Raw genomic sequence first — 25492 nt, forward strand, 5'->3', positions numbered from 1 at the left:
TTAAGGTCGGCGGGGATGGGGGATCAATTCCAACCTAAACGTCAGCGCGATAGTTCATCGGTACCCAGTCATACATGGTGGCATCTTCGCGCACATGACCAAATCCCGGGAAGGCGACGTGGCAGCCGGCAACCAGGTATTTTTCTTGTACTGCTTCGGCAAAGGCCGCTTCGCGTGATTTGATTGCCATGTCAGTGTCGCCGTCAAAGGCGATGGCAATATTCGGATCGTCAAACTGCACGACATCGCCGTGGGTAATGTCGCCCCAATAAACAAACTTCTCGCCCTTGCTTTCGATCCAAAGCGCGCTGTGGCCTGGCGTGTGGCCGGGGCGGAAAGTGGTGTTGACCATGCCTTCGATGGCCGGGGCATCGGGTGCATATTTCGCAAGCTTGCCGCTATCGATATAGGGGGTCAGGGCCGCAACCGCCTGATCAAAGAACGCCTTGGCGTCTTCAGGCGCGGTCGCCTTGTTTTCGGCACTGAGCCAGAACGCGGCGTCTGCCTCGGGAACATGCACCGTGGCATTGGCAAAGACCTTGTTGCCGGCCAGTGTCAGGCCACCGGTATGGTCGGGATGAATGTGGGTAATCACGACATCATCGACCTGATCAGGGTGATAGCCCGAGGCAATCATGTTGGCCGGAAGTTTGCCAAGTGCCGGTCCCATCAGATCGCTGGTGCCCGCATCGAGCAACACAAGACGATCCCCGAAATTCAGCAAATAGGCATTAACCGAAAGATAGGTTGGGGTGCCTTGAAACGCATTGGCAAGAGCCAAGCGGGCCTGTTCGGGTGTGGTGTTGACATAAAGATCGGCGATGGGGAACTGGGCCGCGCCATCCGAAAGGGCGGTGACTTCGACATCGCCGACCATGACACGGTAATAGCCCGGTGCCTGTGTGCCAACCAGCGGTGCCTTTGCCTTTGCGGCCAGTGGCACAAAGACGGTGCTGCCGATTGCGCCAACGGCACCGGCGGCAAGCGTGCTTTTGAGCAAATCACGACGTGATAGCATTTTTCTTTTCCCTCAAATCATGCCGGTGCGAACCGGCGGGTTGTAAGCTGATGGGGAAAGGCTATAGTGCGATCAGTCAGTAATCAAATCGATACCAGTCATGGATAATATTGATCATTTCAATTTACGGTCATTTGACCTCAACCTGATGATTGCGTTTGACGCCATGATGCAGGAAATGAGCGTGACCAAGGCGGCCGAGAAACTGCGTATCGGGCAGTCGGCAATGAGCCACAATCTCAATACCTTGCGCATGTTGCTGGCCGATGACCTGTTTGTGCGTGTGGGTCAGAAAATGCAGCCGACAGCAAAAGCCCGTGCGCTGGCCGGGCCGGTGCGCACAGCCCTTTCGCAGGCGCAGAACGCCCTTCATGCGACGGATTCTTTTGATCCGCAAACCGCTCAGCGTGTTTTTCGCTTGGGCGTGACCGGCGAAATGGACATGATTTTGTTGCCGGTTCTGATGCAGCATTTGCAGCAGCAGGCACCGGGTATCAAGATTTTGAGCCGCACCATCACATCTGAAACGGTTGATGGAATGATCAATGGTGGCGAGATCGATCTGGCGATTGGCTGCAAAAGCCAACTCAACACAGGCCATTTCGGCGAGGTTCTGTTCAACTCGGAAGTCGCCTGTTGTTTTAATCCCGATATTGTCGATTTGCCGCTGCCGATGTCGCGTGCGCAATATCTGGCATCGCGGCATGCGGTTCTGTCCCAGACCGAGAATGTCGCCGGGTGTGTTGGTGTCGCGCTTCAAGGGATGGGCATCGAACTTGATGTTGTACTGGCGGCACCTGATTTCATGCCGCTTCTGGCTGCGGCCCGAAACAGTGCCGTGATTGCCACTGTGCCGTGTCGTATAGCCAATCAATATGCGCCGTTATTCGGCTTGTCTTATTGCCCGATGCCGATTGATGTGGCGTTTCCGCCGGTGAGGATGAACTGGGCTGTGTGGACGGACAAGGATGTTGGTTTGATCTGGTTGCGTGATCAAATCCGCACAGCAATTAACGCGATCGCGCCGGACCGCGAATTGCAGGCGGCCGAGTAATCCCGGCCAAATACGCCCAAAATCAAAACGCCCCGCCGGTCTCCCGACGGGGCGGGAAGCTGGCCGACACAGCGCAGATTGTGGTGCAATAAGCTCAGCGCAGGCGAAACTTCCGCGCTCCAGATAGGCTGTGAAAACCCTGACGTCAACATGATCAAAAATTAATCAAAATGTAATCAATGATTGAAAAATAGTCATTCAAAACACGGCTTACGCAAATATTTTCCCCGAAATAGATGTAAAATGGTTTCTTATTGCGTGAGAATCCCTCGATTCGCGATTTTATTCGATATGGCCTCTGAGTCTGGCACGGTTTTAGCAAGTGCAACGGCGGTGCAATAAAAACTCAGTGGAGGCTATAAATGAATAAGAAGCTTCAGGCGCTCATTGGCGCCGGGGCCATGGCAGTGTCTGCAATGGCAATGTCAGCCGCACAAGCAGCAGAAACCATCAAAGTTGGTGTGCTGCACTCTCTTTCCGGGACGATGGCGATTTCCGAAACCACGTTGAAGGACACTGTCCTGATGCTGGTTGATGACCTGAACAAGAACGGTGGTCTGCTTGGCAAACAAGTCGAAGCCGTTGTTGTTGACCCGGCTTCTGACTGGCCGCTGTTTGCTGAAAAAGCCCGCGAACTGATCGAACAGGAACAGGTTGCTGTTGTCTTCGGTTGCTGGACGTCGGTTTCGCGTAAATCGGTTCTGCCGGTCTTCGAAGAACTGAACAGCATGCTGTTCTACCCGGTTCAGTACGAAGGTGAGGAAAGCTCGCGCAACGTGTTCTATACCGGTGCCGCGCCGAACCAGCAGGCCATTCCGGCTGTTGATTACCTGATGAGCGAAGATGGCGGTTCTGCTGAACGCATCGTTCTTCTTGGGACCGACTATGTTTATCCGCGTACCACCAACAAGATCCTGCGTTCTTATCTGAACGGCAAGGGTATCTCCGATGAAGACATCATGGAGAACTACACCCCGTTCGGTCATTCTGACTGGCAGTCGATCGTTGCTGACGTGAAGGCATTCGCATCTGCTGGCAAGAAAACCGCCGTGGTTTCGACCATTAACGGTGACGCGAACGTTCCGTTCTACAAGGAACTGGCAAACCAGGGCATCAAGGCCGAAGACATTCCGGTTGTTGCCTTCTCGGTTGGTGAAGAAGAACTGGCCGGTATCGATACCGCACCGCTGGTTGGTCACCTTGCTGCCTGGAACTACTTCCAGTCGGTTGAGTCTGATGCCAACACGGCCTTCATCGAAAAATGGCACGCCTTCATCGGTGATGAGTCGCGCGTAACCAACGACCCGATGGAAGCAACCTATATCGGCTTTAACATGTGGAAACAGGCTGTCGAGCAGGCTGGCACCACCGATGTCGATGCCGTTCGCCAGGCAATGTATGGCCAGAAAGTCGCAAACCTGACTGGCGGTACCGCTGTCATGAACACCAACCACCACCTGTCCAAGCCGGTTCTGATCGGCGAAGTCCAGGATGATGGCCAGTTTGACATCGTTTGGGAAACCGAAGGCACCGTCGTTGGCGATGCATGGTCGGACTTCCTGCCGGAAAGCGCAAAGCTGACCGCCGACTGGACCTATCCGTGGGTCTGCGGCAACTGTGAAAAACCGATGTACTGATTGGTTTCGGATGGGCCGGTCGTGGCAACGCGACCGGCCTGTTCATTTTCAACGCAATCAGCACCTGCCGGCTGTCCGCGTTTTCTTTATCCAATTTTCCATATTGAATTCAAAGGTTTGGTGATCATGCGCAATGACATGTTTTCAGTGCTGCGCCGTTCTCCGTTCTCATTGGTCAAAACACGTGACGTCGCCCTTCGACTGGGTGTCGTGATCGCGTGTCTGGCCCTGCTTGTGATCGCAACACCCAATGGTGCACAGGCATTTAGCGACGAAGAACTGCGAAACATCGCCGAACAGCTCAATGATGATAGTGCGACCAAAAAGGTCGCGGTGATCGAGGAAATGGCAGCGGACGGTGATCCGCGTGTTGCCCCGATCCTTAAGGCCATGCTTGATGGTGATCTTTATGTTCGCGACAGCGACGAGCATGTCGTCATCGCCACTAAAAAGGGCAAGGTCTTTACCCATATCGACATCGTCAGCGGCGAAGAAGTCGGTGAAAGTTCATCCAAGGAACTCTCCAAGATCAAGATCAACAACCGTCTGCGGGGGGCGCTGCGCGATGCGTTGGCGACGCTTAATCTGTTTAGTCCCGATTTGACCGTACGCACCAATGCGGTGGAACAGATCATGGATGCCCGTGATCCGGCGATGTTGCCGTTGCTTCTGCGCGCGATTGATCGCGAAGAGGATGAAACGCTTCTGGCACGGATGGAACTGGCGCAGGCCACCATGGCATTGGCAGCCGGTGAAACCACCGAAGAACGCCTGAACGCGATTGACGTGCTGGCCAGTGAAACGACGCCGCAAATTCGTGCCGTGCTGTCGCAATTTGTCGCCAGTGCGGAGGCAGAAGGGTATGAGCCCGAAGTGGTGGCCGCCGCCGAAGATGCGCTGGCATCTGTCGAGGGGCGCCTGTCGACCTGGCAGACGGTTGGCGATGTTTATCGCGGCATCAGCCTTGGTTCGGTCCTGTTGCTGGCCGCCGTTGGGCTTGCCATTACCTTTGGCGTGATGGGTGTGATCAATATGGCGCATGGCGAAATGATCATGATCGGCGCCTATACCACCTTTATGGTGCAGCAGGCGCTGGGATCCATTCTGCCATCCGGGTCGGCATGGTCATTGGTGATTTCAGTGCCAGCAGCCTTTTTGGTCGCAGGCGCCGTCGGGGTTGTGATCGAACGATCCGTGATCCGTTTCCTCTATGGTCGGCCGCTTGAAACGCTGCTTGCGACATGGGGTGTCAGCCTTGTCTTGCAGCAGGCGATCCGAACGATTTTCGGGGCGACCAACCAGCAGGTCACCGCACCTGATTTCATGAGTGGTGCGATTGAATTTTCGACCGGTCTGGTCCTGACCTATAACCGGCTGTGGATCATTTTGTTTAGCATCATTGTGGTTGCGGGTATTGCAGCCGTGCTGCGTTACACCGCGTTTGGTTTGCAGATGCGCGCCGTTACCCAGAACCGGCGCATGGCTGGGTCAGTTGGTATTCGCACCGGTTATGTCGATGCGTTGACCTTTGGTCTGGGGTCGGGGATTGCTGGCATCGCCGGTGTGGCGCTCAGCCAGATTTCAAACGTCAGCCCAAACCTTGGTCAGACTTACATTATCGACAGTTTCATGGTCGTCGTGTTTGGCGGGGTCGGGAACCTGTGGGGCACGGTTCTGGGCGCGTTTAGTCTTGGCATTGTGAACAAGTTCCTTGAGCCGATGGCAGGTGCGGTTCTGGCCAAGATCTTTGTCCTGATTGCGCTGATCCTGTTTATCCAGAAACGACCCAAGGGGCTGTTTGCCCTTAAAGGTCGCGCGGTGGAGGCCTGATCCATGACCGATTATCGTCAAAAGTATCAAATGACACCGGTTATTGGCTGGCTGTTGAAAGACCGCGGCGGGATGATCCTTTTGGGTATTCTGATTGCGGCCGCCATTCTGGTGCCGGCAAGCAATTTGTTGTTGCCCGAAAGCTCCGCTTTTCATGTGCCAACCTGGATGGTCAGTCTGCTAGGCAAATATCTTTGCTATGCGCTGCTGGCACTCAGTGTTGACCTGATCTGGGGGTTCTGCGGGATTTTGTCGCTGGGCCACGGGGCGTTCTTTGCGCTCGGCGGGTATGCCATGGGTATGTATCTGATGCGCCAGATCGGCGATCGCGGTGTTTATGGTGATCCGATCCTGCCGGACTTCATGGTCTTCCTGAACTGGCAGGAATTGCCATGGTACTGGTATGGCTTTGACATGTTCTGGTTTGCCATTGTCATGGCGATGTTTGTGCCGGGGCTTCTGGCCTTTGTGTTTGGCTTCCTTGCCTTCCGGTCGCGTGTGACCGGTGTGTATCTTTCGATCATCACGCAGGCCATGACCTATGCGTTGTTGCTGGCTTTCTTCCGTAACGATATGGGCTTTGGTGGCAATAACGGCCTGACCGATTTCAAGGATTTGCTGGGCTATTCGTTGCAGTCCGATGGCACAAGGGCTGGCTTGTTTGTCGCGTCCTGTGTGTTTATTGGCATCTGCTATACGGTGGCGCGCGGCATTACCCAGTCGCGTCTGGGCAAGGTGTTGATTGCCATTCGTGATGCCGAAAGCCGCGTGCGTTTCACAGGCTACCGGGTTGAATATTACAAGCTGTTTGTCTTTACCGTTTCGGCTGTCATGGCCGGGATCGCCGGTGCGCTTTATGTGCCGCAGGTCGGCATCATCAACCCCGGCGAATTTGCCCCGGCCCTTTCGATTGAAATTGTCATCTGGGTCGCGGTTGGCGGGCGTGGCACGCTTTATGGGGCGGTGTTGGGCGCGTTTATCGTTAACTATGCCAAGACCTTCTTTACAGGGGCGATGCCGGATTTCTGGCTGTTCTTCCTGGGCGGGTTGTTCATTGCGGTGACCCTGTTCCTGCCAAAAGGTGTGATCGGGGCGGTGCCGGCATTCGGATCGGCCGACCGGCAATCATTGTTCGCGACCTGGCGTAAACGACGCGCAAATGAGGGAGGCAAGGCATGAGCGAAGCAGCCGCTGTTCAAAAGAATGCCTCGGACGAGGAGCAGGTCAAATCCGCGCGGTCGGAAACCATTCTTTATGTCGATGGCGTGTCGGTGACCTTTGACGGGTTCCGCGCACTCAATAACCTGTCCTTTTACGTCGAGCCGGGCGAACTCCGCGCCATCATCGGCCCGAACGGGGCGGGCAAGACAACCATGATGGATATCATCACCGGCAAAACGCGGCCTGATACCGGTGATGTCCTGTTTAAAAGCGAGATTGATCTGACCAAGCTGGATGAGGCCGAAATTGCCAATCTGGGTATTGGCCGCAAGTTCCAGAAGCCGACCGTGTTTGAAAGCCACACGGTTTTCGACAACCTGCTTCTGGCGTGTTCCGGCGGACGCGGCGTGTTTCGGGCCCTGTTCCATCGACTAAGTGATGCGGAAAAGATCAAGATCGAAAAGACGCTGGTCACCATCATGCTTGAAGACAAGCGCGATGAAATGGCCGCCAATCTTTCACACGGGCAGAAGCAGTGGCTGGAAATCGGCATGCTGTTGATGCAGGAACCCGAACTTCTTCTGGTCGATGAACCGGTTGCCGGGATGACCGATTCCGAGACCGAGGAAACGGCAAAACTTTTACGGTCGATTTCCAAGGAATACTCGGTCGTGGTGGTCGAGCATGACATGGAATTTGTCCGTGACCTTGATTGCAAGGTGACCGTGCTTCACGAAGGATCGGTTCTGGCCGAAGGGCGCCTTGATCACGTGCAGAAAGACCCGCGGGTCATTGAAGTCTATCTGGGACGCTAGGGGAAAACTGTCATGCTTGATGTCAGCAATATTGATCTGTTCTATGGCGCGTCCCATGCGTTGCGCAAGGTGTCGCTGAGTGCTGAAACCGGCAAAGTTACCGCGGTTTTGGGCCGTAACGGGGTTGGCAAAACATCCCTGATGCGCGCCGTTGTTGGTCAGCACCCGATAACGGAAGGCAACATCAAATGGGAAGGCAAGGATATCTCGCGCGATCCGTCTTATCGTCGTTCGGCCAACGGTATCGCGATTGTCCCGCAGGGGCGTGAGATTTTCCCGCTTTTGACCGTAAAGGAAAATCTTGAGACCGGCTTTGCCGCATTGCCACGTGCCCTGCGCCATATCCCGGACGAGATTTTCGAGCTGTTCCCGGTGCTGCGCGACATGCTGGGTCGTCGCGGTGGTGATCTTTCGGGTGGGCAGCAACAGCAGTTGGCCATCGGGCGCGCGCTTGTCACCCGTCCACGGTTGCTGGTGCTTGATGAACCGACCGAAGGCATTCAGCCATCCATCATCAAGGACATTCAGCGTGTCATCAAACAGCTGGCCGACCGCGGTGATATGGCGATATTGCTGGTCGAGCAGTACTTTGAATTCGCCCATGAACTGGCCGACGAGATTGTCGTGCTTGAGCGTGGCGAGGTTGTTTTGTCAGGCGCCAAAGAGACGCTCGACCGTGAAAAAGTCCGTGCCTATCTGACTGTTTGATCGGCATTTGCCAAAATTTTGCGCAAACTGGATGCTGTTAATCGGGCCAAATGCCGCCAAACTTCCTGTATCGACAGAGTGTTGGCGGTTGGCCCGCATCTTGCTGTGAGGACCCTTGGTATTAAGGCTCCGTCAGTGGGCCGCATTAATCAGGTGACTTTGTGCAGCTTCGCAAACTTGAACCGACAACATCCGCAATTCCGAATGCGGAGATGGAAACGCCAGTAACACCCGCCCGCATCATTACCGATGGCCGGGCCGAGGTGACGTTTCGTCAGGGCACGGGTGCAGCACATCAGGGCGGGCATGCCGCCCTTGATCATCTTTATTACCGTGACCCGATGAAAATCCTGTTTCCGCGCCCGGTTGCGGGGGATTTGGCAACGGCTGTTCTGGTGACCACGTCGGGCGGCATGGTCGGTGGCGATAAGCTGGCCTTTGCCGGCAAGGTAGAGGCAGGCGCATCGGCGCTTTTTACTGCGCAGGCGGCTGAAAAGATTTACCGGTCGGTCGGGCCGGATTGCGAGATGTCGGTTGATCTGGATGTCGCCGATGGTGGCTGGCTCGAATGGTTGCCCCATGAAAGCATCCTGTTTGATCAGGCCCGGCTGAAACGCAAAACCACCGTGCGTGCATCGGGAAGCGGCATGGTCATGGCCGGTGAGATGATGGTGTTTGGCCGCCTTGCACGCGGTGAGGTTTTTACGACCGGGCTTGCGCGCGATGCATGGGATGTGTCGATTGAGGGTCGGCCGATCTGGCGTGATGCGCTGCATCTCGAAGGTGATGTGTTGCGCATGCTTGATCACGAAGCGGCCTTTGATGGGGCGCGGGCCAATGCGACTGCCATTCTGGTCGGGCATGGGGCGGAAGATCATTTGGAGGCTGCGCGGGATTGTCTGGCGCAGGCATCTGAGGGGCTTGAGGCGCGCGATGTGTTGTGTGCCGCGACCGCGATGAAGGGAATTGTGATTGCCCGTTTCATGGCGCGCGATCCGATGAAACTGCGCCGGGTGTATGGCGCGTGGTGGAAAACATTCCGCCATCAAACAAGGGGGCTTCCCGCACGCTTGCCGCGTTTGTGGGAGATTTAATAAATGAAGCCAAGGAGTAGGCAGGCATGAATCTGACGCCACGCGAAAAGGACAAACTGCTGGTTTCGGTCGCCGCCATGGTGGCGCGCAATCGCCTTGCACGGGGGGTAAAGCTTAATTACCCCGAAGCGATCGCGATCATCACCGACTATGTCGTTGAAGGCGCGCGCGATGGCAAATCTGTTGCCGATCTGATGCGCGACGGGGCGACCGTGATCACCCGCGATCAGGTGATGGATGGCATTGCCGAAATGATCCACGAAATTCAGGTCGAAGCCACCTTCCCGGACGGGACGAAGCTTGTGACCGTTCATGAACCGATCCGTTAAGGAAAGAGGAGCGCGTTATGATTCCAGGTGAAATCATTACCAAGGAAGGCAGCCTCATCCTGAACGAGGGGCGTGAAACCAAAACCATCACCGTTGCCAATACCGGGGACCGCCCGGTGCAGGTGGGGTCGCACTATCATTTCTATGAAACCAATCCGGGCCTTGATTTTGACCGTGAAGCCGCCCGTGGCTTTCGCCTTGATATCCCGGCTGGGACCGCTGTTCGTTTCGAGCCGGGCCAGTCGCGCGAAGTCAATCTGGTGAAATATGCCGGTACCGGCACGGTCTATGGCTTTAACGCCAAAATCAACGGCAAGCTTTAAGCGGGGGGATGGAATAAATGGCTTATGAAATTGATCGTCCGTCCTATGCGGCCATGTTTGGCCCGACTGTTGGCGACAAGGTGCGACTGGCCGACACCGACCTGATCATCGAGGTCGAAAAAGACTTCACCACCCTTGGCGAGGAAGTCAAATTCGGCGGTGGCAAGGTGATCCGTGATGGCATGGGCCAGTCACAGGCAACGCGAGCTGATGGTGCGGTTGATACCGTGATCACCAATGCGCTGATCCTTGATTACACCGGCATCATCAAGGCCGATATCGGCATTCGTGATGGCCGTATTGCCGGGATCGGCAAGGCCGGAAACCCGGATGTGCAGCCCGGTGTCGATATCATCATCGGTCCGGGTACCGAAATCATTGCCGGTGAAGGCAACATCATCACCGCTGGTGGCATTGATGCCCACATTCACTGGATCTGCCCGCAGCAGGTTGAAGACGCGCTTTATTCCGGCGTGACCAGCATGCTGGGCGGTGGCACCGGCCCGGCGGCGGGCACGAACGCCACCACCTGTACGCCAGGTCCGTGGCACATTGCCCGGATGCTGCAGGCAGCTGACGGTATTCCGATGAATATCGGTTTCTTTGGCAAGGGCAACGCGACTCTGCCCGGATCGCTGATCGAACAGGTCAAGGCGGGGGCGTGCGGCCTGAAGCTTCATGAAGACTGGGGCACGACCCCGGCGGCGATTGATACCTGCCTGTCGGTGGCTGATGACCTTGATGTGCAGGTCATGATCCATACCGATACATTGAATGAAAGCGGCTTTGTCGAACACACCCGTGCATCGTTCAAGGGCCGGACCATTCACACCTTCCACACCGAAGGTGCCGGTGGCGGCCATGCTCCCGACATCATCAAGCTGTGCGGCGAAGCCAACGTACTGCCGAGCTCGACCAATCCGACCCGTCCGTTCACGGTCAATACGATTGACGAGCATCTGGACATGCTGATGGTCTGCCATCACCTTGATCCGAAAATCCCCGAAGACGTCGCCTTTGCCGAAAGCCGTATTCGCCGCGAAACCATCGCGGCCGAGGATATCCTGCATGATCTGGGCGCGTTTTCGATCATCTCGTCAGACAGTCAGGCGATGGGCCGCGTTGGTGAAGTCATCACCCGCACATGGCAGACCGCCGACAAGATGAAAAAGCAGCGCGGTGCATTGCCCGAGGATTCAGGCAAGGGTAACGATAACTTCCGCGCCAAGCGTTATGTTGCGAAATACACCATCAACCCGGCGATTGCGCAGGGGATTGGCGCGCATGTCGGGTCCATCGAAGTTGGCAAGATTGCCGACCTTGTGGTTTGGAAGCCGATGTTCTTTGGCACCAAGCCCGACATGGTGATCAAGGCGGGCATGATTGCCGCCGCCGCCATGGGCGATCCGAACGCATCGATCCCGACGCCGCAGCCGGTCCATTACCGTCCAATGTTTGGTGCGTACGGCAATGCACTTGCGAAATCGAGCTTCTCGTTCGTATCCCAAGCTGGCATTGATGCGGGTATTGCCGCCGAATTTGGCCTGTCGAAAGAACTTCTGGCGGTGTCGAATACGCGCAATATCGGCAAGAAGGACATGAAGCTGAATGATGCGTTGCCGGTAATGGAAGTTGATCCGGAAACCTATCAGGTGACCGCAGATGGCGAACTTTTGACCTGTCAGCCGGTTGATGTTGTGCCGATGGCGCAGCGTTACTTCCTGTTCTGATCGGTGGTAGCGAACTCCATGCGTCACGCCATTGAACATATCCCGGTTGATCGTGCCGACACATCCGAAGTGCGCGGCACGGTGACCCTGGCTTTTTCCGATCGGCATCGCCGCCGCATTCGTCTGCATGATGATGCGGGGGAGCCGTTCTTGCTTGATTTGCCGCATGCGGTGCGTTTGGCGGATGGCGATCGGTTGCGCCTTGTCGATGGCGGGGTGATTGTCGTGCGCGCAGCCGAGGAGCCGGTTCTGACCATCACGGCGGCCGGTCCGATTGCCACGGCCAAACTGGCCTGGCATATCGGCAACCGTCACACCCCGGTTCAGGTTTTGAATGACGGACGTCTGCGCATCATTGATGACCATGTCATGCGCGACATGATTACGGGCCTTGGCGGTGTGGTGGAAAACGAAATCGCGCCGTTCGATCCGCTGAATGGAGCCTATCACGGGCTTGGCGGCGCGCATGGTCACAGCCATGGCCATGATCATTTCGAGCATGACGATCATGACCAAGATCACAAGCACAGCCATCACCACGGGCATTCCCATGACCACGGATGACCTGACCCTTAACCCGGCTGGCCTGATGCGGCTAATGACGTGGCTTAGCCCGTCATTCCCGGTCGGTGCCTATACCTATTCGCATGGCGTGGAATATGCCGTCGAAGACGGGCGGGTGACGTCGGCTGATAGCCTGATCAACTGGGTTGAAGGGGTTCTGGAATTCGGAGCCGGGCGGATTGATGCGGTGCTGTTTTGTGCCGCATGGCGGGCTGCACGCGCAGATGATGAAGCGGCCATGTTTGAAATCGGGGTTGAGGCCGATTGTTGGCGCGGCACGTCCGAGATGGCGTTGGAGGCAACTGCACAGGGGCGCGCCTTTGTCTCGACCATGCAAAAGGTCTGGGGTGATGGGATGATAACCCGCTGGGCCAATGCCATGCGCGAAGATGATCGCCTGCCATCCTATCCGGTGGCGGTGGGCATTGCGGCCGCCGAGTTTGATGTGCCGCTGCGTGATGCGCTGACGGCTTATTTGCATGCGATGGCGGCAAATCTTGTGTCCAGTGCGGTGCGTCTGGTGCCGCTGGGGCAGACCGATGGTGTCAGATCGCTGTCGTCGCTGGATGGTGCGGTATCGGTTGCCGTTGATCACGCTATGCAGGCTGAACTTTCCGATCTTGGTGCCGCGGCACCGATGGTCGACTGGACGTCGATGAAACACGAAACCCAATATACGAGGCTATTTAGATCATGAGCTCTCCCCTTCGTATCGGAATTGGTGGCCCGGTTGGTTCGGGCAAGACCGCCCTTTTGGAACGCCTGTGCAAGGCGATGCGCGATGAGTTCAACATCGCTGCCATCACAAACGATATCTACACCCGCGAAGATGCCGAATTCATGACCCGTTCGGGCGCACTGGCCGCAGACCGCATTGCCGGTGTTGAAACCGGTGGCTGCCCGCATACAGCCATTCGCGAAGATGCCTCGATCAATCTGGCGGCGGTCGAAGACATGGCCGCCAAGCATGCCGGGCTTGAGGCGATCTTTATTGAATCGGGTGGCGACAACCTGTCGGCCACCTTCTCGCCGGAGCTGGCCGACATCACGATTTACGTCATCGACGTTTCGGCAGGCGACAAAATCCCGCGTAAAGGCGGTCCGGGTATCACCCGTTCTGATCTGCTTGTGATCAACAAAACCGATCTGGCCCCGCTGGTCGGGGCTGATCTGGGCGTGATGGATCGCGATGCCAAGAAAATGCGTGGGGATCGTCCGTTCCTGTTCACCAATCTTAAGGCGATGGATGGCCTTGAAGACGTCAAAAACTTCATCATCGAGACAGGGGGGCTCCGCCAATCCGCAGCATCCTGATATGGGGATATAAGGATAGCTGCACGGGCTTTGCCGGTTACATTAACGCGGCACTGACCCAAGGATGACGGGAGCACGCACCGCCCGGCTGGCAACAGCCGGGCGTTTGTGTTTTGAGGCTCAAAATCAAATACGCAACTTTTTAGTCGCATAATCGAAGATCTTCTGGCAGGTTAAATGCAACCAGGAGGTTGCGTTATGTCGAATACTATTGAGAAGTCGATTGAAATCAAAGCGTCCCGTTCCCGCGTGTGGAGGGCCCTGACCGATTCAAAGGAATTCGGCGTCTGGTTCGGGATCAATATCGAAGGCCCGTTTGCGGTTGGTGAAGTTTCCAAGGGCATGTTCACCATTGATGGTTTCACCCATGTGCCATGGAATTCAACGATCAAGGCGATGGAGGAACCGGCCTACTTCGCCTATACATGGCACCCCTATGCGGTTGACCCCGAAGTCGATTACAGTGGGGAACCCGAAACCCTTGTCGAATTCTGGCTTGAAGAAACGTCCGGCACGACATCGGTAAAGGTGCGGGAAACCGGATTTGATAATCTACCACCCCATCGCATTGCTGATGCGTTGCGGGCCAATACAAACGGCTGGGGCTTCCAGCTTGAAAACATCAAGAAACATGTCGAAAGCTGAAAATAATTCGGAAAATGGTAAACATGACAAGGATTTCTCCGTCATGTTTGCCGCCTTGGGCGATCCTACACGGTTGGCGATCTTTGATCGTCTGGCCGATGGCAAGCCGCGCTCGATCTCGGTGTTGTCTGATGATGCCGATATGACCCGCCAGGCCGTGACCAAACACTTGCGCGTGCTTGAGGCCGCAGGGCTTGTGCAAAACCATCGGGTCGGGCGCGAAAGCCAGTATGCCTTTTGCCCGGAACAACTGGCCGAGGCGCGCGCCTATCTTGATCAGGTGGCGGGACGTTGGGAATCCGCCCTGATGCGGCTTAAGTCCTTTGTCGAAGATGACGAGGCCTAAGGTTTTGAAAAATATCGGATATTGCGTTCCTCTTAAATGAGCTACGCAGTATCCGGTGTCATTTTGCTTGGCGTCGATGATATTTGCGGTTATCCCATATCGCGTTGAGCCGGTCGGGCGGACCGGTTAACGGAGGCCATTCTGCGCAAGGGGTTGATTGCAGAACGGCCTTATAACGGGAATGGGAAACCGTTACATGAAGACCAAAGATATTGTCTATGTCGCCCTGTTTGCAGCCCTGACCGCCGTTCTTGGGCTGTTTCCGCCAATCACCCTTCCAGTCACCGGTGTGCCGGTCACAGCACAGTCGCTTGGTCCGATGTTGGCCGGGGCCATTCTGGGTGCCCGTCGTGGCGGGCTTTCGATTGTTCTGTTCCTTGTTCTGGTTGCTGTTGGCTTGCCGCTTTTGTCCGGTGGGCGCGGTGGCTTTGGCGTGATGATCGGGGTGACCGGCGGGTTCATGTTTGGCTGGGCCATTTCGGCCTTTGTCATCGGGCTTCTGATCGAGAAGTTCTGGAGCCGCCTGAATGTACTCAATGCCGCACTGTCCATCGCTTTTGGCGGGATTGTCGTCCTGTATGCCATTGGCAATGCCTGGGTCGCGGTGGTGGCCGAGATCAGCTATTGGCAGGCAACCGTCGGGGCGGCTCCGTTCCTGATTGGGGATGCCATCAAGGTTGCGATTGCGACCGCGGCGTGCCTTGCGGTCCGGCGCGCCTATCCCTTGATTTCCAAGGCGGGCTAACGTCTTATGGGCGCAAGTGATGTACTTGCGCCCATTTTAAGCCTATTCCAATTTCCCTGATAAAGCCGGACGTCCTTCCATGATCCGAATTGAAAATGTCTCTGTGCAGTTTGAACAGCGACGTGCGCTTGCTGATATTGACCTGACGCTTGGCGAAAAGCGGATCGGGATTGTCGGCGCGAATGGGTCGGGCAAAAGCACCTTTGTCAGGTTACTGAATGGCCTGCAAACGGCAACGTCGGGCCGGGTTGTGGTCGATGATTTTGATGCGGCGAAGGATGGCCGCAAGCTCAGACGTCATGTCGGGTTTGTGTTTCAGAACCCGGACAATCAGATCGTCTATCCGGTGGTCGAGGAAGACATTGCCTTTGGCCTCAAGTCTTTGAAACTTTCCAAGGAAGAGGTCAACCGGCGGATCGATGAGGTGCTGGCGCGCTATGACCTTCAGGATTTCAAATCCCATCCCAGTCACTTGCTGAGCGGCGGGCAAAAGCAGTTGCTGGCCATCTCGGGCGTGCTGGTGATGGAACCGCGCTATATCGTGTTTGATGAGCCAACCACGCTTTTGGACCTGCGCAATCGCAACCGGGTGCAGCGCGCCATTGCCGAGCTGGATCAAACGGTGATTACGGTTTCGCATGATCTTGACCTGATTGCCGATTACGACCGGGTGCTGGCGTTTGAGGATGGCCGTGTGGTGCTTGATGGCACCCCGGAAGACGTCCTTCCGAAATATCGGGAGATGATGGCGTGATCGCGGGGCTTTATATCCATGGGCAATCTGCCCTGCACCGGGCCGCGGCCGGGGCCAAGATCCTTGCCATGGTCGCGCTTGGTACGGGCGTGTTCCTGATCCCCGATTGGCCAGTGGTGGCGTTTGTTCTGGCGACTGTCTTGTTGCTTTATCCTGTATCTGGCTTTGGCCCGCGCATTATGTGGGCGCAGATCAAGCCGATCCTTTGGCTGCTGGTGATCTTTTTTGCCGTTCAGCTTTGGCTGAATGACTGGCAGGCGGGGTTGCTGGTCATCACCCGGATTGCAGCAATTGTGATGTTTGCATCGCTTGTGACCCTGACCACCAAAACGTCCGACCTGCTGGCATCGCTCGAACGCGCCATGCAGCCGCTGCGCCCGATTGGCGTAAACCCGGAAAAGGTCAGTCTGGCGATTTCGATGGTACTGCGCTTTATTCCGGTGATCTCAACCGTGGCATCCGAAATTCGTGATGCCCAGCGCGCACGCGGCCTTGATCGATCCATCGTTGCGATGGTGGTGCCACTGATTATCCGTACGCTTAAAATGGCCGATGACGTCGCCGATGCGATTGATGCGCGCAGCTTTGACTAGGCACCATCACCAGGTTTTCAGATTTCCCTGAAAAGAAAAGCCCCGACACGCCAGAGGGGGGAAGTCAGTGGGCGGCGTGCCGGGGAAGTCGAAGATCGTTGGTGCAATCAGCTCAGTCCAAGATGCTTGGCGTGGAAGCGGATATGATCTTCGATAAAGGTCGAGATGAAATAGTAGCTGTGGTCATAGCCATCCTGAATGCGGATGGTGACCGGGTAGTTTGATGTCTTGGCCGCGGCTTCAAGCACTTCGGGTTTGAGCTGCTCGGCCAAAAAGCCATCTGCACCGCCCTGATCGACAAGGGCCGGGGTCTGCACATCGGGCGCACTTGCGGCCTTCATCAGTTCCGAACTGTCCCAGTCTTTCCAGCCTGATTTGTCATCGCCGAGATAATTGCCAAGCGCCTTCTGGCCCCACGGACAATTGATCGGGTTGGAAATCGGTGCAAAGGCGGTAACAGACCTGAACGTGCCCGGGTTGCGCAGCGCAATCATCAGCGCCCCATGACCGCCCATGGAATGGCCGGAAATCACCGCATCATCATTGACCGGGAAGTGATCCTTGATGAGTGCGGGCAGTTCCTTGGTCACGTAATCATACATGCGATAATTGCGCGCCCACGGTTCCTGGGTGGCGTTGACGTAAAAGCCAGCCCCCTTGCCGAAATCATACGCCTCGTTCTCGTCATCGGGGACATGATCGCCGCGCGGGCTGGTGTCCGGGGCGACGATGGCGATGCCCAGTTCGGCGGCAATACGGAATGCACCGGCCTTCTGCATGAAGTTTTCATCCGTGCAGGTCAGCCCCGATAGCCAGTACATGACCGGCACCTTGGTGCCGTTGCTGGCCTGTGGTGGCAGAAAGATCGCAAAGCGCATGTCGCAGCCAAGGGTGGTTGACGGGTGGGCATATTGCTTTTGCCAGCCGCCAAAGACCTTGTTGCTTGAAGAATTCTCGATACCCATATCGGGGCCTCCTTCTGATCGGCCACTACCGGACGGTTTCCGGCAGTGGCGCAATTATTCAAATACCTATATTTCGATCAGTAATGGATAACCGAACGGATGCTTTCGCCTTCATGCATCAGATCGAACGCTTCGTTGATGTCTTCGAGCTTCATGGTATGGGTGATGAAGTCCGAAAGCTTGAACTCACCGGCAAGGTAGCGTTCAACATAATCGGGCAACTGCGAGCGGCCTTTAACGCCACCAAACGCCGTGCCGCGCCAGACGCGACCGGTGACCAGCTGGAACGGACGGGTGGAGATTTCCTGACCGGCACCGGCAACACCGATGATGACCGACTCACCCCAACCCTTGTGGCAGCACTCAAGGGCTGAGCGCATGACATTGACATTGCCGATGCACTCGAACGACCAGTCAACACCACCATCGGTCAGCTCGACAATGACTTCCTGGATCGGCTTGTCATAGCTTTTCGGGTTGATGCAATCGGTCGCACCCAGCTTCTTGGCGAGATCGAATTTCTTTTCGTTCAGGTCAATGGCAACGATGCGACCGGCACCGGCCATCTGTGCGCCAATGATGGCCGAAAGACCGATACCGCCAAGGCCAAAGACGGCTACAGAGTCACCCTTTTGCACCTTGGCCGCGTTCACCGTGGCCCCCATGCCGGTGGTGACCCCGCAACCAAGCAGGCAAACTTCTTCAAGCGGGGCGGTTTTGTTGATCTTCGCCAGCGAGATTTCCGGCAATACAGTGTATTCCGAGAAGGTCGAGCACCCCATATAGTGATAGATCGGCTTGCCATTCTGCGAGAAGCGCGTTGTGCCGTCCGGCATCAGGCCCTTGCCCTGGGTTTCGCGGATTTTCTGGCACAGGTTGGTTTTGCCCGATTTGCAGAATTTGCACTCGCCGCATTCCGGGGTGTAAAGCGGGATCACGTGATCGCCAACCGAAACGCTGGTCACACCTTCGCCGATGGATTCAACAATGCCGCCGCCCTCATGGCCAAGGATGGCCGGGAAGATGCCCTCGGGATCGTCACCCGACAGGGTGAAGGCATCGGTGTGGCAAACGCCGGTCGCAACGATCTTGACGCGCACTTCGCCGGCTTTCGGCGGGGCGACCTGAACTTCTTCGATCGACAGCGGTTTGCCTGCTTCCCAGGCGATGGCGGCTTTACAGGTAATGGTCTCGGCGCTCATGACGCTACTCCGATGGTTTGATGTGGATGCCAACAGTCTATTTATTTCCCTTGATGTGATAATCCGCTATTTTGGTAATTAACTTTTACGTATATGTAATAATCAAGGCGGGGTCGGGTCATGAATGCCTGGGACGGGATCAGCGAATTTATCGCCGTGGCCGAGCGGCAAAACTTTACCCATGCCGCCAAGCAGCTCGGCATTTCCGTCGCCCAGGTTAGCCGACAGGTCACAGCGCTTGAAGAAAAGCTCGGCACGCAACTGTTTTACCGCACCACGCGCAAGGTCAGTGTGACCGAGGCCGGGCAGATTTACTATCAGCATTGCCGGCAATTGCTCGACGGGCTGGACGAGGCAGAGCGCGCGATTAGCAACCTGACAGAGGTACCGCGCGGTAAGCTGAAACTCACCGCGCCGACGACATACGGCGAAACCGTGATCGCACCGCTGGTCAATGATTTCGTCACCCGCTATCCCGATCTTGAAGTGCAATGCCGCTTTACCAACCAGAAGCTTGATCTGGTGCTGGAAGGCTACGACATGGCGATCCGTCTGGGCCGGTTGGAAGGCACAACCGGCAGCCTGATGACTCAGCAGCTTTCAACGCGCCGCCTTTATGCCTGTGCTGCACCCAGCTACATCGCCAAACGCGGGGAGCCCTATTCGCTTTCGGAATTGCACCACCATAATTGTCTGGTCGGCACACTCGATTACTGGCGCTTTGAAGAAGATGGCCGTGAACGCACCGTGCGCATTCATGGCTCCATCCACGCCAATAGCGGTCAGGCGCTTCTGGATGCAGCCCGCAAAGGCATCGGCATCGTGCAATTGCCCGACTATTACGTCGATCCGTGGATTGCCAGTGGCGACCTCGTCCCGGTCCTTAACAAATACCAACCCTCCGATGAAGGCATCTGGGCGATCTACCCAACCAACCGGCACCTCAGCCCGAAGATACGGATGCTGGTGGAGCATTTGGGGCGGTATTTGGGGCAATCATCCTAATTTTTTGTCACAACCGGCTTGCGCCCGCGTCGAACCCTCAATGCATTTCGGTTTGAAGGAGACGAACGATGTCAAAGTGCACAGGGTCGAAAGGTGATCTCTGGGAGCTTTATGAAGCAAAGGATGGCTGGCGGTGGCGGCGCACGGCCAGCAACGGCAATATCGTCGGGGCTTCGACGCAAGGTTATTCGAACAAATCCGACTGCATCGCCAATGCCAAGCGCAACGGATGTGATTGCGATCTGAGCTAGGTGCGGAGCGATCTGTGCAAAAAAAAAGCCCCGCGGCATGTTGCCTGCGGGGCTTCATGTTTTCGGGCGTGCGCGTTACTGCGCTGTCCAGCCGCCATCGACCGAAAGATGCGTGCCGGTCATCTGCGATGCCGCGTCCGAGCACAGGTAAAGTGCTGTCTGGCCGATTTGTTCGGGACTGACGAACTGTTTGGACGGGTGTTTGTCCGAGACAAGTCGGGTTGCGGATTCTTCGACCGAGATGTTGTTTTCCTTCGCACGTGCCTCGATCTGGCGTTCGACCAGTTCGGTGCGCACCCAGCCCGGGCAGATGGCATTGGCCGTGATGCCGGTTTCAGCTGTTTCAAGGGCTGTGACCTTGGTCAGGCCAATCACGCCGTGCTTGGCCGCGACATAGGCCGCCTTCTGGACAGAGGCGACAAGGCCGTGGGCGGATGCCGTGTTGATGATGCGGCCCCAGTTTTTCTTGCGCATATAGGGCACGGCAAGGCGGGTGGTGTGGAAGACGGAAGACAGGTTGATCGCAATCACCGCGTCCCACTTTTCCGGCGGGAAGTCTTCGACATTGGCGGTGTATTGAATCCCGGCATTGTTGATCAGGATGTCGACGCCGCCAAATTTGGCTTCGGCGTCTTTCATCATCGCTTCGATCTGATCGGGTTTGGACAGGTCGGCACCGTTATAGTGCGCAGTGACGCCATGTTCGGTTTCAAGGCTTTTGCGGGTGGCCTCGATTTCATCGGCGTCGCCAAAGCCATTGAGCATCACATCAGCGCCGGCTCCCGCAAGGGCCTTGGCCATCGCAAGGCCGATCCCGCTGGTCGAGCCGGTGACGAGTGCGCGTTTACCTGTCAGCATTTTGTCTTCTCCCTGTGAAATGGGCTTTCTGCCCTTTGATTTAGGAAGATCATGCCGCAGTGCAATGTAAGTGGCAAGAAATGCTGTGGTCGGGCAGATGGCTTTTTAGGTGCCGATACCGTATTTGCGCAGCTTGTTGGCGATCGCAGTATGCGAAACACCAAGCCGTTTGGCGAGCTTGCGCGAGCTTGGATAATCCGGATAGAGGCGGGCCAGCATTTCCCGTTCAAGCAATTCCATGCCGCTATTGAAATCACTCTGTGCCAAGGCCTTTGCGATCAGATCGGATTGCTCGGTGTTGGACGTCGGGGCATCTTCGGTGCCGTCGGACATGCCGTGAGCCTGTCGGGTTTCTCGTTCGGGTGTCGTCGCCGTGCCGGTGGCGGCATCGGCAAGATCACGTGCGCCAAGGACATTGCCGTCAAGCAAGGCAACGGCGCGAAACAGGGTGTTTTCAAGTTCGCGCACATTGCCCGGCCAGTCGTGACGGCAAAGCCAGTCCAGCCCATCGCGGGCAAGGCGCGGTGGTGTTCGTTCGGTCTGCTGGGCGGTGCGGTCGATAAAAACGGCGGCAAGATCGGCAATGTCTTCGACCCGGTCGCGCAAGGGCGGCAGGGTGATGCCCAGTACGTTAAGGCGGAAATAAAGATCTTCGCGAAACGTGCCGTCATGCGACATCGCCTCGAGGTCGCGGTTGGTCGCGCTGATAACCCGGACATCGACGGTGATTTCATCCGTCCCGCCCACGCGCCGAAACCGGCCATCCTGCAGCACGCGCAAAAGCTTGGCTTGCAAATAGGGGGTCAGTTCGCCGATTTCATCAAGAAACAAGGTGCCGCCATCGGCCAGTTCCAGAAGCCCCGGCTTGCCGCCCCGCCTGGCACTGGTGAAGGCGCCGGCGGCATAGCCAAACAGTTCACTTTCCGCTAGGCCTTCAGGCATGGCAGCGCAATTAAGAGCCAGAAACGGTTGATCAGCGCGCGCACTTGCGCGGTGGCAGGCACGCGCAAACAGTTCCTTGCCGGTGCCGGTTTCGCCAAGGATCAGGATCGGGGCATCAATGGCAGCCAGCCGTTCTGCCTGTGATTTGACGCGCAGCATGGCCCGGCTGGTGCCGATAATGTCGTCAAAGCCAGTGTGGCTGCGATCCTGAAGGGCGGTGATGACACGCCCCAGCCGTGCCGGTCGGTGAAACACCATCACCCCGCCCCAGGGCGCATCATCACTGGCGTCTGAGCCATCATCAACATGACCGATCGGTTCGACCTGCAAGAGATAGGTCTGGCCACCCAAAACCACTTCGCGTTCCGGCAGGCGAAAACCACCTTGGCGCAAATCTTCAATAGATGGTTCTCCAAGTATGCTCGATATATCCTGATCACGCAGGAGTTTTTCAGGGGTGGCTGAAATTGCCTGTGCCGCCGGGTTGGCCTGTGCAATCAAACCATTGGCATCAACCGCAATCACCGGATCACCAAGGGCGGCAAGCGTTGCATGTAGCTGTGCGCGGCGGCGTTCGGTTGGCAGACGGTCGATTTCGGTGATGTCGAAAATGCCGGGGATTTTCTTCAATGCGCTTGCCAGTGCCGGGAAGCGTTCCGGGCGGATGGCCGGGATATCGGCATAGATATGATGGGTGGTGACTTCGAATGTACGGATGTCCAGGCCCTGATCGGTCAGGACATTGATGACGTCGCGCGTAATGCCGAGCCTGTTTTCACCGCGAATTTCGAACCGCATAGCCGTACCAATAAGTTTACATTGTATCGATAAATGTACAGTATTAAGCGACTGAAATCCAGAGTCTTTGCGCTTTTCTGTGATGGTGAGCGTCGTTGTGTAAACTAATATTTACACACAAAAGAGCGACGATTTCCGTAAGCCTTTGAAAATGAGCGATTTTTAAATCTGGCATGGTGATTGCGATTGTCAGGTCAGAATAAACGCATTTCAAGGAGCCTTCCGATGTCTGCCCATGACAAACACAACAGCGCCAAAACCGGCTTTGCCACCCGTGCGATCCACCACGGTTACGATCCGCAAAGCCACAATGGTGCGCTGAACCAGCCGGTTTACATGTCTTCGACCTTTGCGTTCGAAACAGCCGAGCAGGGCGGGCGGTTCTTTGCGGGCGACGAGCAGGGCTTTATCTATTCCCGTATTGCAAACCCGACGCTGGATCTTCTCGAAAAACGCCTTGCGGTGCTGGAAGGCGGTGAAGCCGCCGTTGCGACCGCATCGGGCATGGGCGCGATTACATCCGTCTTTTGGACCTTTATCGCGCCGGGCGACGAGATCATTGTCGATCGCACGCTGTATGGCTGCACCTTTGCCTATTTCCGCCACGGTCTGGAAAAGTTTGGCATCAAGCACACCCATGTCGATCTGACCGATCCGGCAGAGCTGGAAAAGGCGATTTCGGACAAGACCAAGATTGTCTATTTCGAAACGCCGGCCAACCCGAACATGCGTCTGGTCGATATCGAAGCCATTTCCGACATCGCGCACAAGCATGGCGCCAAGGTCGTTGTCGACAACACCTATTGCACGCCGTATCTGCAGCGCCCGATTGAACTCGGTGCTGATATCGTTGTGCATTCCGCGACCAAATATCTGGGTGGCCATGGTGATTTGATGGCCGGTGCAGTGATCGGAACCCTTGAAGACATGACGCAGGTGCGTCTGATCGGGCTTAAGGATATGACCGGTGCGGTGCTTTCCGCGCAGGATGCCAACCTTGTGATGCGTGGTCTTAAAACGCTTGAGCTTCGCATGGAACGCCATTGCGACAATGCCGAAAAAATCGCCGATTTCCTGGACAAGCACCCGAAGGTCGAGAAGGTCTTCTATCCGGGGCTTGAAAGCGACCCGCATCATAAACTGGCGAAAAAACAGATGGACCGGTTTGGCGGCATGATCGCGTTCGAACTTAAGGGCGGGATCGAGGAAGGCCGTAAACTGATGAACGGGCTGAATATGATTGCGCGTGCGGTCAGCCTTGGCGATGCCGAAACCCTGATCCAGCATCCGGCATCGATGACCCATTCGACCTATACCGCCGAAGAACGTGCGGAATATCAGATCACCGATGGTCTGATCCGTCTGTCGGCCGGGCTTGAAAGCATCGATGATATTCTGGCTGATCTTTCCAGCGCGCTAGATGGCGATCAGATGGCGATTGCCGCCGAGTAACGGCAAATCAACTGTGGATCGGGATGGCCGAGTGCCATTCCGGTCTGCTGTTTTCACCTGCCACTAGTCAAACAGACTGTATTGAGCCATTGCCTCGCGCGACCGGTCTGACAGATGTTTATTCTCGATCCGCATGACTTTCAGATTATGCAGATCAATCTGCGAGAACGAAGGTGCGGTATCGCGGTGGGTTTTCAAAAGATCCAGCATCATGCCGTTTGAAAAGGCGCGCTTAAGTCCGGTTTCGATGATGTCGCGCAGATCGGGATTTTGCGGGCTGACAAAGAAATAGATCGGCTGCGGGTAATAAAGTGCTGTTTTCTCGGCAATTTCGATACCGGGTGCTTCCCACTTCATCCAGTTCCATTCGCCGGCAATCTGCCAGTAGGCACGCGGATAAAGATCAAATCGCCTTGCATCGAGCATTCGATGAAGCGTTCGATATCGTCCGCTAACGACGTCAAAGCCGTTATCGGTCAAAATCTCGTTGTCTGGCCATCCAAGTCCCTGACCCATCGAAAGTTTCCTGAGGTCGTCAATCGTCTCAATCTGACTGAACGGTTCTTTGAGGTCTTTATGCAGCATAAAAAGCCGCAAACCGGTGGTGCCAAGATAAATCGGGATATAGACCGCGAGCAGCCTTTCTTCGCGCTCTGCATTGGTGCCAAAGAAAACCGTGTCGAACTGGTCGGCAGCTTCGAGCATGGGAATGCGCCGGTCTTCGGTCGGGTAATCCATGCATACCGGCACAAGGGAGGCGTTGTCCCCGCTCAGTCTCAGGGCCAGCCGCAACAAATCGATGTGATATTCCCGGTGTGCTTCCCAGGTGATCTCGCCGCGGCAAAATTCTGATGTTGTATCCATGGGGATGCGCACCACGAGCGGATCATTGGTGGATGCCGACTGGGCATGGGCGGGGATGTTACCAAACAGGTGCGCAGTGAAGATCATCAGGCAAGGCAATCGTCGGGTAACATCTTTGATGGCTGTGAACCGGTTGATCACAGAAGATAATACGCCTCGAATTGCTCCGATCCGGACTGTCATCAGAACAGAATAACTTCGATCAGGGAAAAAGATCTTAACGAGCGGAAGTTTGGCAATTTCGACGTCACCGGAAGCGAACTTTAGGAGAGGCGGTATCTATATATCAGTATAAGATATTTCTGTGCAAAGAGTTTGAGCCGGGGTTGCACCCAAGCCGCAATCTTCCGCCCTGAGCTGGTCGAATTTGGCGGTCTTCCGGGTTTGATCGACTCGTACGGGAATAGGTGCGGGGCAGTGATTTTCCGGATTTTTTGCTGGAACGGAAATTCGAGAGTTTCCCTGTGATCGTCGCAGCTGATTCCAACATTTCAG

27 protein-coding genes are annotated in these 25492 nt (G+C 56.0%); 21 read left to right on the top strand and 6 right to left on the bottom strand.

All coding sequences use genetic code 11. The features are described from left to right. Positions 1-34 precede the first annotated feature (34 nt). Positions 35-1018: an MBL fold metallo-hydrolase gene (locus AC5Q5A_RS02425; RefSeq protein ID WP_197146124.1), complete on the bottom strand. Its 984-nt coding sequence runs from the start codon at positions 1016-1018 to the stop codon at positions 35-37. Positions 1019-1118: 100 nt separating this feature from the next. Between AC5Q5A_RS02425 and AC5Q5A_RS02430 the strand changes: the two genes are divergently transcribed. The 18 genes from AC5Q5A_RS02430 (at position 1119) to AC5Q5A_RS02515 (ending at position 16660) form a co-directional block, all read left to right on the top strand. Next, positions 1119-2072 (top strand): LysR family transcriptional regulator, encoded by a 954-nt coding sequence (locus tag AC5Q5A_RS02430; protein WP_493894216.1) that lies wholly within the window; start codon positions 1119-1121, stop codon positions 2070-2072. Between the two features lie 362 nt (positions 2073-2434). Beyond that, complete coding sequence (urtA, locus tag AC5Q5A_RS02435) at positions 2435-3709, top strand: urea ABC transporter substrate-binding protein (RefSeq protein ID WP_493894217.1); 1275 nt, start codon at positions 2435-2437, stop codon at positions 3707-3709. A 126-nt stretch (positions 3710-3835) separates the two neighbouring features. Then, on the top strand, positions 3836-5539 hold the full coding sequence (gene urtB / locus AC5Q5A_RS02440) for an urea ABC transporter permease subunit UrtB (protein ID WP_493894218.1): 1704 nt from the start codon (positions 3836-3838) through the stop codon (positions 5537-5539). A gap of 3 nt (positions 5540-5542) precedes the next feature. Further along, positions 5543-6718, top strand: coding sequence for an urea ABC transporter permease subunit UrtC (urtC, locus tag AC5Q5A_RS02445; RefSeq protein ID WP_493894219.1), 1176 nt, complete (start codon positions 5543-5545; stop codon positions 6716-6718). Then, a complete protein-coding gene (urtD, locus tag AC5Q5A_RS02450; RefSeq protein ID WP_493894220.1) occupies positions 6715-7515 on the top strand; it encodes an urea ABC transporter ATP-binding protein UrtD in 801 nt (266 codons plus the stop codon). Before urtC ends, urtD begins: the two co-directional genes overlap by 4 nt. Positions 7516-7527: 12 nt before the next feature. Next, on the top strand, positions 7528-8223 hold the full coding sequence (gene urtE, locus AC5Q5A_RS02455; RefSeq protein WP_008888422.1) for an urea ABC transporter ATP-binding subunit UrtE: 696 nt from the start codon (positions 7528-7530) through the stop codon (positions 8221-8223). A gap of 161 nt (positions 8224-8384) precedes the next feature. Further along, positions 8385-9317 (top strand): urease accessory protein UreD, encoded by a 933-nt coding sequence (locus AC5Q5A_RS02460; RefSeq protein WP_493894221.1) that lies wholly within the window; start codon positions 8385-8387, stop codon positions 9315-9317. A gap of 26 nt (positions 9318-9343) precedes the next feature. Next, the gene (locus AC5Q5A_RS02465) at positions 9344-9646 is read left to right on the top strand and encodes an urease subunit gamma (protein ID WP_044829632.1); all 303 of its coding nucleotides are present in this window, start codon (positions 9344-9346) and stop codon (positions 9644-9646) included. 17 nt (positions 9647-9663) lie between these two features. After that, positions 9664-9969 (top strand): urease subunit beta, encoded by a 306-nt coding sequence (locus AC5Q5A_RS02470; RefSeq protein ID WP_008888419.1) that lies wholly within the window; start codon positions 9664-9666, stop codon positions 9967-9969. 17 nt (positions 9970-9986) lie between these two features. Continuing rightward, entirely contained in the window at positions 9987-11699 is a 1713-nt protein-coding gene (gene ureC / locus AC5Q5A_RS02475) for an urease subunit alpha (RefSeq protein ID WP_008888418.1), read from the top strand. Positions 11700-11717: 18 nt separating this feature from the next. Further along, a complete protein-coding gene (locus AC5Q5A_RS02480; RefSeq protein WP_493894222.1) occupies positions 11718-12263 on the top strand; it encodes an urease accessory protein UreE in 546 nt (181 codons plus the stop codon). After that, entirely contained in the window at positions 12208-12960 is a 753-nt protein-coding gene (locus AC5Q5A_RS02485; protein WP_493894223.1) for an urease accessory protein UreF, read from the top strand. Before AC5Q5A_RS02480 ends, AC5Q5A_RS02485 begins: the two co-directional genes overlap by 56 nt. Beyond that, a complete protein-coding gene (ureG, locus tag AC5Q5A_RS02490) occupies positions 12957-13577 on the top strand; it encodes an urease accessory protein UreG (protein WP_008888415.1) in 621 nt (206 codons plus the stop codon). The genes AC5Q5A_RS02485 and ureG overlap by 4 nt, the downstream gene beginning before the upstream one ends. Positions 13578-13775: 198 nt before the next feature. Beyond that, on the top strand, positions 13776-14222 hold the full coding sequence (locus tag AC5Q5A_RS02495) for an SRPBCC family protein (protein ID WP_120224119.1): 447 nt from the start codon (positions 13776-13778) through the stop codon (positions 14220-14222). After that, positions 14209-14568 carry an ArsR/SmtB family transcription factor gene (locus AC5Q5A_RS02500; protein ID WP_493894224.1) on the top strand — a complete coding sequence of 120 codons (360 nt, stop codon included), beginning with the start codon at positions 14209-14211 and terminating at the stop codon, positions 14566-14568. The genes AC5Q5A_RS02495 and AC5Q5A_RS02500 overlap by 14 nt, the downstream gene beginning before the upstream one ends. A gap of 196 nt (positions 14569-14764) precedes the next feature. Beyond that, the gene (locus tag AC5Q5A_RS02505) at positions 14765-15313 is read left to right on the top strand and encodes a biotin transporter BioY (RefSeq protein ID WP_493894225.1); all 549 of its coding nucleotides are present in this window, start codon (positions 14765-14767) and stop codon (positions 15311-15313) included. Between the two features lie 79 nt (positions 15314-15392). Continuing rightward, positions 15393-16067 (top strand): energy-coupling factor ABC transporter ATP-binding protein, encoded by a 675-nt coding sequence (locus AC5Q5A_RS02510; protein WP_493894226.1) that lies wholly within the window; start codon positions 15393-15395, stop codon positions 16065-16067. Further along, on the top strand, positions 16064-16660 hold the full coding sequence (locus AC5Q5A_RS02515) for an energy-coupling factor transporter transmembrane component T family protein (protein ID WP_493894227.1): 597 nt from the start codon (positions 16064-16066) through the stop codon (positions 16658-16660). The genes AC5Q5A_RS02510 and AC5Q5A_RS02515 overlap by 4 nt, the downstream gene beginning before the upstream one ends. A 107-nt stretch (positions 16661-16767) precedes the next feature. Here the strand turns inward: AC5Q5A_RS02515 and fghA are convergent, their stop codons facing one another. Together fghA and AC5Q5A_RS02525 are read right to left on the bottom strand one after the other, a co-directional pair. Continuing rightward, complete coding sequence (gene fghA, locus AC5Q5A_RS02520; protein WP_493894228.1) at positions 16768-17625, bottom strand: S-formylglutathione hydrolase; 858 nt, start codon at positions 17623-17625, stop codon at positions 16768-16770. A 77-nt stretch (positions 17626-17702) separates the two neighbouring features. After that, positions 17703-18827 carry an S-(hydroxymethyl)glutathione dehydrogenase/class III alcohol dehydrogenase gene (locus tag AC5Q5A_RS02525; RefSeq protein WP_493894229.1) on the bottom strand — a complete coding sequence of 375 codons (1125 nt, stop codon included), beginning with the start codon at positions 18825-18827 and terminating at the stop codon, positions 17703-17705. Positions 18828-18947: 120 nt separating this feature from the next. Here AC5Q5A_RS02525 and AC5Q5A_RS02530 point away from each other — a divergent pair, with 120 nt between their 5' ends. Further along, on the top strand, positions 18948-19832 hold the full coding sequence (locus AC5Q5A_RS02530) for a LysR substrate-binding domain-containing protein (protein ID WP_493894230.1): 885 nt from the start codon (positions 18948-18950) through the stop codon (positions 19830-19832). Between the two features lie 68 nt (positions 19833-19900). Further along, entirely contained in the window at positions 19901-20083 is a 183-nt protein-coding gene (locus AC5Q5A_RS02535; protein WP_044829619.1) for a YegP family protein, read from the top strand. A gap of 75 nt (positions 20084-20158) precedes the next feature. Here AC5Q5A_RS02535 and AC5Q5A_RS02540 read toward each other — a convergent pair whose 3' ends face one another. Further along, positions 20159-20941 (bottom strand): 3-hydroxybutyrate dehydrogenase, encoded by a 783-nt coding sequence (locus AC5Q5A_RS02540; protein ID WP_493894231.1) that lies wholly within the window; start codon positions 20939-20941, stop codon positions 20159-20161. 105 nt (positions 20942-21046) lie between these two features. Then, a complete protein-coding gene (locus AC5Q5A_RS02545) occupies positions 21047-22681 on the bottom strand; it encodes a sigma 54-interacting transcriptional regulator (protein WP_493894232.1) in 1635 nt (544 codons plus the stop codon). A gap of 225 nt (positions 22682-22906) precedes the next feature. Between AC5Q5A_RS02545 and AC5Q5A_RS02550 the strand changes: the two genes are divergently transcribed. Continuing rightward, complete coding sequence (locus AC5Q5A_RS02550) at positions 22907-24133, top strand: methionine gamma-lyase (RefSeq protein WP_493894233.1); 1227 nt, start codon at positions 22907-22909, stop codon at positions 24131-24133. Positions 24134-24196: 63 nt separating this feature from the next. Here the strand turns inward: AC5Q5A_RS02550 and AC5Q5A_RS02555 are convergent, their stop codons facing one another. Then, a complete protein-coding gene (locus AC5Q5A_RS02555; RefSeq protein WP_493894234.1) occupies positions 24197-25084 on the bottom strand; it encodes a substrate-binding periplasmic protein in 888 nt (295 codons plus the stop codon). Positions 25085-25492: the final 408 nt, after the last annotated feature.

The organism is Thalassospira sp. CA1 (genome assembly GCF_059052855.1).